Source organism: Allofournierella sp. (genome assembly GCF_048388525.1).
GTDB lineage: Bacteria > Bacillota > Clostridia > Oscillospirales > Ruminococcaceae > BQOK01.
This window is the reverse complement of sequence record NZ_DBGCTQ010000007.1, coordinates 20,053-27,219: the sequence shown is the minus strand read 5'-3', so window position 1 is coordinate 27,219 and position 7,167 is coordinate 20,053. Positions and strand designations below refer to the sequence as shown.

The 7,167-nt window shown below is 56.9% G+C and carries 8 protein-coding genes; 3 read left to right on the top strand and 5 right to left on the bottom strand.

The features are described from left to right. Nucleotides 1-563, bottom strand: a 563-nt coding sequence (locus ACMLHZ_RS01090) for an alpha/beta fold hydrolase (RefSeq protein WP_418665972.1), incomplete at its 3' end; no start/stop codon positions are given. A 265-nt stretch (nucleotides 564-828) separates the two neighbouring features. Between ACMLHZ_RS01090 and ACMLHZ_RS01085 the strand changes: the two genes are divergently transcribed. Genes ACMLHZ_RS01085 through ACMLHZ_RS01075 form a run of 3 tightly spaced genes read left to right on the top strand, consistent with a single transcriptional unit; the run spans nucleotide 829 to nucleotide 2,715 of the window. Beyond that, nucleotides 829-1,206 (top strand): GntR family transcriptional regulator, encoded by a 378-nt coding sequence (locus ACMLHZ_RS01085; protein ID WP_418665971.1) that lies wholly within the window; start codon nucleotides 829-831, stop codon nucleotides 1,204-1,206. Continuing rightward, nucleotides 1,207-2,070 carry an ABC transporter ATP-binding protein gene (locus ACMLHZ_RS01080; protein WP_418665970.1) on the top strand — a complete coding sequence of 288 codons (864 nt, stop codon included), beginning with the start codon at nucleotides 1,207-1,209 and terminating at the stop codon, nucleotides 2,068-2,070. After that, entirely contained in the window at nucleotides 2,071-2,715 is a 645-nt protein-coding gene (locus ACMLHZ_RS01075; RefSeq protein ID WP_418665969.1) for an ABC-2 transporter permease, read from the top strand. A gap of 79 nt (nucleotides 2,716-2,794) precedes the next feature. On the opposite strand, the gene ACMLHZ_RS01070 is transcribed toward ACMLHZ_RS01075, so the two are convergent. The 4 genes from ACMLHZ_RS01070 to ACMLHZ_RS01055 form a co-directional block, all read right to left on the bottom strand. Continuing rightward, nucleotides 2,795-4,408: a protein kinase domain-containing protein gene (locus tag ACMLHZ_RS01070; RefSeq protein ID WP_418665968.1), complete on the bottom strand. Its 1,614-nt coding sequence runs from the start codon at nucleotides 4,406-4,408 to the stop codon at nucleotides 2,795-2,797. Between the two features lie 96 nt (nucleotides 4,409-4,504). After that, nucleotides 4,505-5,242 carry a YebC/PmpR family DNA-binding transcriptional regulator gene (locus ACMLHZ_RS01065; RefSeq protein WP_177563567.1) on the bottom strand — a complete coding sequence of 246 codons (738 nt, stop codon included), beginning with the start codon at nucleotides 5,240-5,242 and terminating at the stop codon, nucleotides 4,505-4,507. Nucleotides 5,243-5,418: 176 nt separating this feature from the next. Then, nucleotides 5,419-6,783: an RsmF rRNA methyltransferase first C-terminal domain-containing protein gene (locus tag ACMLHZ_RS01060; RefSeq protein ID WP_418665967.1), complete on the bottom strand. Its 1,365-nt coding sequence runs from the start codon at nucleotides 6,781-6,783 to the stop codon at nucleotides 5,419-5,421. Beyond that, nucleotides 6,764-7,093, bottom strand: a complete 330-nt coding sequence (locus ACMLHZ_RS01055) for a hypothetical protein (protein ID WP_418665966.1) — start codon at nucleotides 7,091-7,093, stop codon at nucleotides 6,764-6,766. The genes ACMLHZ_RS01060 and ACMLHZ_RS01055 overlap by 20 nt, the downstream gene beginning before the upstream one ends. Nucleotides 7,094-7,167: the final 74 nt, after the last annotated feature.

The window sequence follows — 7,167 nt, the reverse complement described above, 5'->3', positions numbered from 1 at the left end:
TCCAGGCTTTTCGGTTTCATCAAAGCAGACAGGATCGCATGAAAGGGGCGCTGTGCTTTTGCACGTTTTGGCGTATATATTTTTTCAGCCATATCGGCAAAAAGGCTTTTAAAGTCATTTTTATCCGCCAGCAAGATCCACCGGGAGATCACTCTTTTTGACGTCTCGTTTTGTTTGCACAGCGTTACGGCAAGCACAAGTTTTTCCACCATCTCAGGAAAATCGATCGCCAGATATTGCGCGATCATCCCACCCTGCGAAACTCCCATAACAAAAGCGTTTGTGATTCCCAGCCGGTTCATGGCATTTGCCAAATCAGCGGCCATGTCCCGGGTGGAGCAGCCTTGTTTCAGCTTGTTTTTGCGGCTGAACACATATACCCTGTAGTCTTTTGCAAACAGCTTATACATAAGCGCAAAAGCAGCCGCTGAACCTTTCACCGTCTTTAAGGCGTCCCCCAATCCAGGGATCATGACAAGGGGTTTATCCCCTTTCCCAAACGTTATATAGTCCATCTGTGTATCGTCTATTTTCAGGCTGCAATTCTTTGCGTTATAAAACATCGTTCAGCCCCCCCTTTATTTATAAGCGGCCTGTATTGCCCCACCCTCTTGATGGAGATATGATATCACATTTCCCGCCCTCTTTCCACCCTTCTCTTAACCGACCCGGCCTTCGCCGCCAAAGCGGCCAGTCTGGGCAACATCGGAAAAAACAGCCACTCTTATGCCTCAATTCCGGTTGACAAATTGTACTTATCTGATATATAATGTGCTTATTAAACAAGTACATTGTATTACAATTTAATCCAGCACAAGGAGGGATCCTGTGGAAATCATCATCAGCAGCAATACCAGCAAGCCGATCTATGAACAGATCACCTCGCAGTTTAAGGCCATGATCATGAGCGGCGAGCTCGGGGCGGGCGCCCCCATTCCCTCCATGCGTTCTCTCGCTAAAACAATTCATGTAAGCGTCATAACCGTCCAAAAAGCTTACGAGGATCTCACGCGGGACGGCTTTATCGAAACCACCGTGGGCCGGGGCAGCTTTGTGGCCGCGCAAAACAAAGACTTTATCCAGGAAGAACAGCAAAAGCGCGTGGAGGAGCATTTGCTTGCCGCCGCAGAGCTTGCCCGCACAAGCGGCATTTCGCTGGATAAGATCACCGAACTGCTCAAACTGTTTTATGAGGAGGGCGAATAAATGGAGTCCGCATTGCAAGTCAAGGATCTGTGCAAATCTTACAAAGGCACAAATTTCAAACTGCAAAATGTTTCTTTTACCATTCCAAAGGGTTCGATCATGGGGTTTGTGGGCAAAAACGGTGCCGGAAAAAGCACCACCATCAATACAATTTTAAACATTATCCAGAAAGACAGCGGCGAGGTAAATTTCTTCGGCCAGCAAATGACCGATCGTTCCACCTCCCTGCGGGACCGCATCGGGGTGGTGTTTGACGCCGTGAATTTTTCGGGGGAGTTGACTCCCCGAAAATTAGAAAAGGTGTTAAGCGACATTTACAAAAACTGGGACGCCAATTTATTTTTTGCCTATCTTGAACGGTTTGGCATTCCGCAAAACAAAAAAATAAAAACCTTTTCCCGCGGCATGACCATGAAGCTCTCCATCAGCGTTGCGCTTTCCCACAAAGCCATGCTGCTGATTTTGGACGAAGCGACCGCAGGCCTTGACCCCGTTGTGCGGGAAGAGATCCTGGATGTCTTTTTGGAGTTTGTCGAAAATGAGGAAAACTCCATCCTGATCTCCTCACACATCTCAAGCGACCTTGAAAAAATTTCCGATTATATCACCTTTATCAACAACGGCAAAATCATTCTGGCGGAAAAGAAGGATACCTTGATCTACGAGTACGGGATCGCCCGCATGAAGCAAAGTGATTTTGAAAAACTCGACAAATCGGAATTTCTTGCATCCCGCAAACGGGGGCTGCAGCGTGAGGTGTTGGTGCAGGACAAAAACGCATTTATAAAAAAGCACCCCAACATTTTGGTGGATCACGCAACCATCGACGAACTGTTGTCGCTGCTCACCAGGGAGGAACGCTGAATGAAAGGTTTATTGAGGAATAATTTTTATTCCATGGGGGCAAACCTGCAACTTGCTTTTGGGATATCGTTTGTTCTTGTATTTATCCCCCTTGTAAGTGGCGAAGAAAACATTGTTTCCATGATATTGGCCATGCAGTCGTTTATGTTTATTGCAAACATCGGCACGGCATTGAATACAGACATCACCTCAAAATGGAGCAACTTTGAAATAACCCTGCCTGTAAGAAGGGGCGATATTGTAAAAGCCCGCTACACATCGTTTTTGATCCTGATTTTATGCGGTGTTTTTATGTCCGCTTTCACATCCTTCTTAACCGTTTTTGTTTTTAAAAAATTAAGCGCGGACGCTCTCATTTTTGGGCTTTCGTTCGGGGTTTCGTTATCGCTGCTTACTTCCTCTTTCATGTACCCCATTATGCTTAAGATCGGCACCGAAAAAAACGAGATCATCATCTTCGCGTGTGCAGGAATTGCCACCGCTTTGTTTCTGGTCGTTTTGCGGTTTGCAGCGCCTTTTGCCCGCCAAAATTCTGTAATCAGCGTAAAATCACTGGTCGGCATCATTTTTGCACTGGTTTCCATCGGTTTCTTTGTGATCTCCTATTTTGTTTCACTCGAAATCTACAAAAGGAAGGAATTGTAACAATCCGGGCGCCTCCCGGCACAGGCCCGCATAAAAACAGCACGCCCCCGGAACACAGGGTTGTTCCGGGGGTGTGCTGTTATTCCGCTGGGGGTTCGGTGGACGCGGGCGGGTCGTAGACCACCCGCTCCTTTGCGATATACACGTTCACAATGGTTTTGTTCACGTCGATAAAGGTGCCAGGCTCCACATCGGTATACACCACGCAGTTGCTGGCGTAATCGCCGTTGTTTTCCTGCAGGAAAAAGCTGGCCTTGATATGGTTGTCGGTGAGCTCCTTTTCCGCGCTCTCACGGGTGAACCCCACAATGTTCGGCATCTCCACCATCTCGGGCCCTTTGCTCACCACCAGGCTGATGGTCTTTTTCTCCTCAGAGGTGGTGGTGCCCGCCTCGGGCTCCTGGCTGATGATCACCCCGTTGCCGTACTCCGAGCTATATTCCTGCGACACGATATCAAACCGGTAGCCCGCGCTGTACTCCGGGTCCGTGTTCACCTGCAAAAAGGTAAGCCCCACAAAATCCGGGATCGTTTTGATCTGCGCCGGCTCGCTGGAGGCCGGCGGCGTGCTTGCAGGCTGCGACTCGGCGGCCGGCGCGTTTCGGTCCAGGATGCTCCACATCAGCAGCAAAAAGAGCACCAGAATAACCACCAAACTGCCTGCAAACAAGCTTTTCGCACTGATGCGCCCGTCCCTGGGAGCGGGTGGCTCCGGCCTTGTAAGGCTTTCGGCCGCGCGCTGGCTGGTGAGCGCTCCCATCAGCTCGGGCACATTCTGCAGCCGGTCGCCCGGGGCCAGCGCCAGGGCCGCCTCCAGCACGTTGGAAAGGTAGCCCGGCACCCCGGGCTCCACCTCCTGCGCGGCAAGCAGGCTGTCGCTCACCTTGCGCTGCACCGCGCTCACCGGCGCCTGGCCGGTCACCAGCCGGTAAAACACCGCTGCAAGGCCGTACACGTCGGTATAGCGGCCCTCAAACTCGGCAGGCGAATACTGCTCGGGCGCAGAATACCCGTCGTACAGCTGGCTTTTCAGCTCACTGCCCGCCGTGCGCAGGCCCAGGGTCCCGTAACCGCACAGCCGGGCCGAGCCCCCGGCCGCAAGCAGAATGTTTGCGGGGCTCACACCGCGGTGCACCAGCCCCGCCTTGTGCAGGGCCGCCACGCCCTCCATCACAGGCTGCAGCATGCTGCGCGCCTCCGCCGGGGTCATGCAGCGCGGGTGCGCCGCCAGGTAGTGGGCCAGGGTCTCGCCGCTCACCTGCTCCAGCACCGCGTAAACCGTGTCGTTCTCCTCCAGCACATCCAGCACCGCGGCCAGCCCTGTGGCTGGGGTAATGCGCATCACGCTGCGGTACAGGTCGGCAAAATCCATGCGGGTGGTTTTGAACAGCACCTCCCTGCCCTCCTTGGGCAGGATGCGGCCGTCTGCCGCACGGCCCTCGCTCAGGGTCACAGGGAAATACTCCTTCAGCATCACCCGCACGCCGCCGGTGTTTTCCACCGCGGCGTACAAAACTCCCTCGCCGTCGGTGGAGATATGCCGCCCCACCGTATAGCGCGCGCCCAACAGGGCGGCAAAGGGCAGCGTGCCCGGCGGGTTCGAGTTTACCAGGGGCTTGTCACAAAAGGGGCACTGCTCCTTGCCCACCTCCACGCGGGACAGGCAGTGGGGGCACAGAATGGTCTCGGCCATACAAGCGGCCCTCCTTTTTCTCAGGGTAGCGCAGGGGGCCCACCGTCTGCCCGGCGGGCCCCCTGCGCACTGGTCTTTCGCAAACGCCCGGCCGGCTCAGCGGTCCAGGTCTTCTTCGTTTTCCAGGTTGTGCCACACGTTCTGCACGTCGTCGTCGTCCTCCAGAGCGTCCAAAAGCTTTGCCATGTTCTTCTGGTCGTCCTCGCCGGCAAGGGCGGTGTAGGTGGCGGGCACCATGGCCACATCGGCCGAAATAAAGCTGTATCCCTTGTCTTCCAGCGCCTGGCGCACGGCCGAGAAATCCTCCGGGCTGGTGGTTACCTCCACCACATCGTCGCCCATGTCAAAGTCCTCGGCCCCGGCGTCAAAGCAGTCCTCCATGACCTTTTCCTCGTCCAGGCCCTCGCCATCCAGCACGATCACACCCTTTTGGGTAAACAAAAAGCTCACGCACCCCATGTTGCCCAGGTTGCCGCCGAACTTGTCAAAGTAATGGCGCAGGTTGGCGGCGGTGCGGTTGCGGTTGTCGGTCAGGGTCTCCACCATCATGGCAATCCCGCAGGGGCCGTATCCTTCATAGGTAATGGACTCATAGTTGTCCTTTTCCCCGCCTTCGGCCCGCTTGATGATCCGCTGGATGTTGTCGTTGGGAACATTCAGGCTTTTCGCTTTGGCAACAAGATCCCGCAGCTTCCCGTTGGAAGCCGGGTCGCCGCCGCCCGCGCGCACAGCCACCGCGATCTCGCGCCCCACCTTTGTAAAGAGCTTGGCCTTTTGGCCGTCGGTCTTCTCTTTTTTGCGTTTGATGTTGTTCCATTTACTATGTCCGGACATGGGGTTCCTCCTGTTTTATCATGGGCCGCTGCAGCCCATTCTAGTATCTGTAACTAAATAATTTTAGCACACCTGCCCTCTGTCTTGCAAGAGGGGCAGGCCGCAAAACGGCCAAAAACAGCCGCAAAACAGCTTTTTCCGTGTCCCGTCGGGGGCCCGGCCGCTGAAAGCACTGTTCATCCCAGATTGCGCAGCGCTTTGGGGTAGTGGTTTTTCACCCGCCCCCCGCTGGCCTTTCCGGCCCCCAGGGGGAAGCCGTCCACCATCACGCAGCACCAGCCGGGCCGGGCCGTTTGTGCCCCGATCTCCTCGCCCCGCAGCCAGGCGGCCGTGCGGCTGTCCGCCAGCAAAAACTCTTCCTTGTTTTCGCACCGGGCTCCAAACGCCGTGAACAGGTGGTGCGCCGGCTCAAACCGGCCCTTCTGTACCCGCCCCAGCGCCACCCCGCAGCGCAGTACCCGCACGCCTTTGGGCAGGGGCGGCAGCCCGGCGGCCGGCGGCAGCAGCAGCAGTTCCCCCGCCGCCAGCAAGGGCAGCCCGGCCAGGAACGGAAAATACTGTTCCGCAAACGCCGCCCACTCGGGGGGCGCTTTGGCGCAGCGGGGCGGCTTTGAAGCCCACGCCTGCCCCCCGCCTTCGCCTGTTTTCCGGAATTTTGCCATAAAATGTCCCTCGCCGCCCTGGCAGGGCCAGATTCGCCGCACCTTTGTCGTGTCAAAAGGGTGTTCGCCGCAGCGGTTTTCCTCTCCGGGGCTGCCAAAATCCACGCCGCAGTCTGCCAGTTCAAAATCAGGGTGTGCCGCCAAAAACGCCCCCACCTGGCCCTCGTCCTCCTCTGGCGAAAAGGTGCAGGTGGAATAGACCAGCACCCCGCCCGGGGCCAGCAGCGCCGCGGCGCTTTTCAATATCCCCGCGCCCAGTGCCGCGCACTGCCGCACCAGCGCCGGGCCGTGCTGTGCCAGGGCCTGGGGCTCCTTGCGGAACATTCCCTCCCCCGAGCAGGGCGCATCCACCAGCACACGGTCAAAAAAGCCGGGCAGCGCAGCCGCCAGCGCGGCGGGCGCGGCATTGGTGACCACCGCGTTTGCCGCACCCATGCGTTCCAGGTTGCTTTTCAGCGCCTCGGCCCGGCCGGGGTCATACTCGTTGCTCACCAGCAGCCCCTGCCCGCCCAGCGCAGCCGCCAGTTGGCTGGATTTGCCCCCCGGCGCGGCGCACAGGTCCAGCACCCGCATGCCCGGCTGCACCTCCAAAAGGGCCGCTGGCGCGCTGGCCGACGGCTCCTGCGAATAAAACACCCCCGCGTGATGGTACGGATGCCTGCCCGGCCGGAACGCCGGGTCCCGCACCACAAATCCCTCGGCGCAAAAAGGCGAGGACTCCAGCGCAAAGTCCGCCAATTCGGCAAACCGTTCCGGCGTGCAGCGCAGACCGTTCACGGTAAGCCCCCTGGCCGGAAGCTCCCCCGGCGCGGCGTACAGCGCTTCGCAGCGGCTGCCCAAAAGGCTCCGCTCCCGCTGTTCAAAGTATTCCAAGGGCATCCTGGCACCACCTTTGCATAACCCGCCGGGGGCGGGGTAAAAATAACAGCGAAGGGACCGGTACCAAAAATACAGCCGGGTCCTCATAACTGAAAGGAGCAAACAAAACCATGGAAAACCGCAACGCTAAAAACAACATCAGCAAAAACAGCACCAGCACCCGCAGCAACAATTCCAACAACTCCAGCACCAAGAACAGCAGCAGCAATTCCAGCACCCGCAACAGCAGCAGCAATGCGAAGAACAACACTTCTTCCAATGCCAGGAACAGCTCTTCCTCGAACGCCAAGAGCAGCACCAAGAACTGCAAATAAGCAATTCTTTGCGTTTTTGCGCGCAAAAGGCCGGGACCGCCGGGCGGAAACTTTTCCGCCTTGCGGCCTC

Coding starts and splice junctions, on each gene's coding strand:
- ACMLHZ_RS01080 (WP_418665970.1), top strand. CDS start 1,207: ATGGAGTCCGCATTGCAAGTCAAGGATCTGTGCAAATCTTACAAAGGC.
- ACMLHZ_RS01075 (WP_418665969.1), top strand. CDS start 2,071: ATGAAAGGTTTATTGAGGAATAATTTTTATTCCATGGGGGCAAACCTG.
- ACMLHZ_RS01070 (WP_418665968.1), bottom strand. CDS start 4,408: ATGGCCGAGACCATTCTGTGCCCCCACTGCCTGTCCCGCGTGGAGGTG.
- ACMLHZ_RS01065 (WP_177563567.1), bottom strand. CDS start 5,242: ATGTCCGGACATAGTAAATGGAACAACATCAAACGCAAAAAAGAGAAG.
- ACMLHZ_RS01060 (WP_418665967.1), bottom strand. CDS start 6,783: ATGCCCTTGGAATACTTTGAACAGCGGGAGCGGAGCCTTTTGGGCAGC.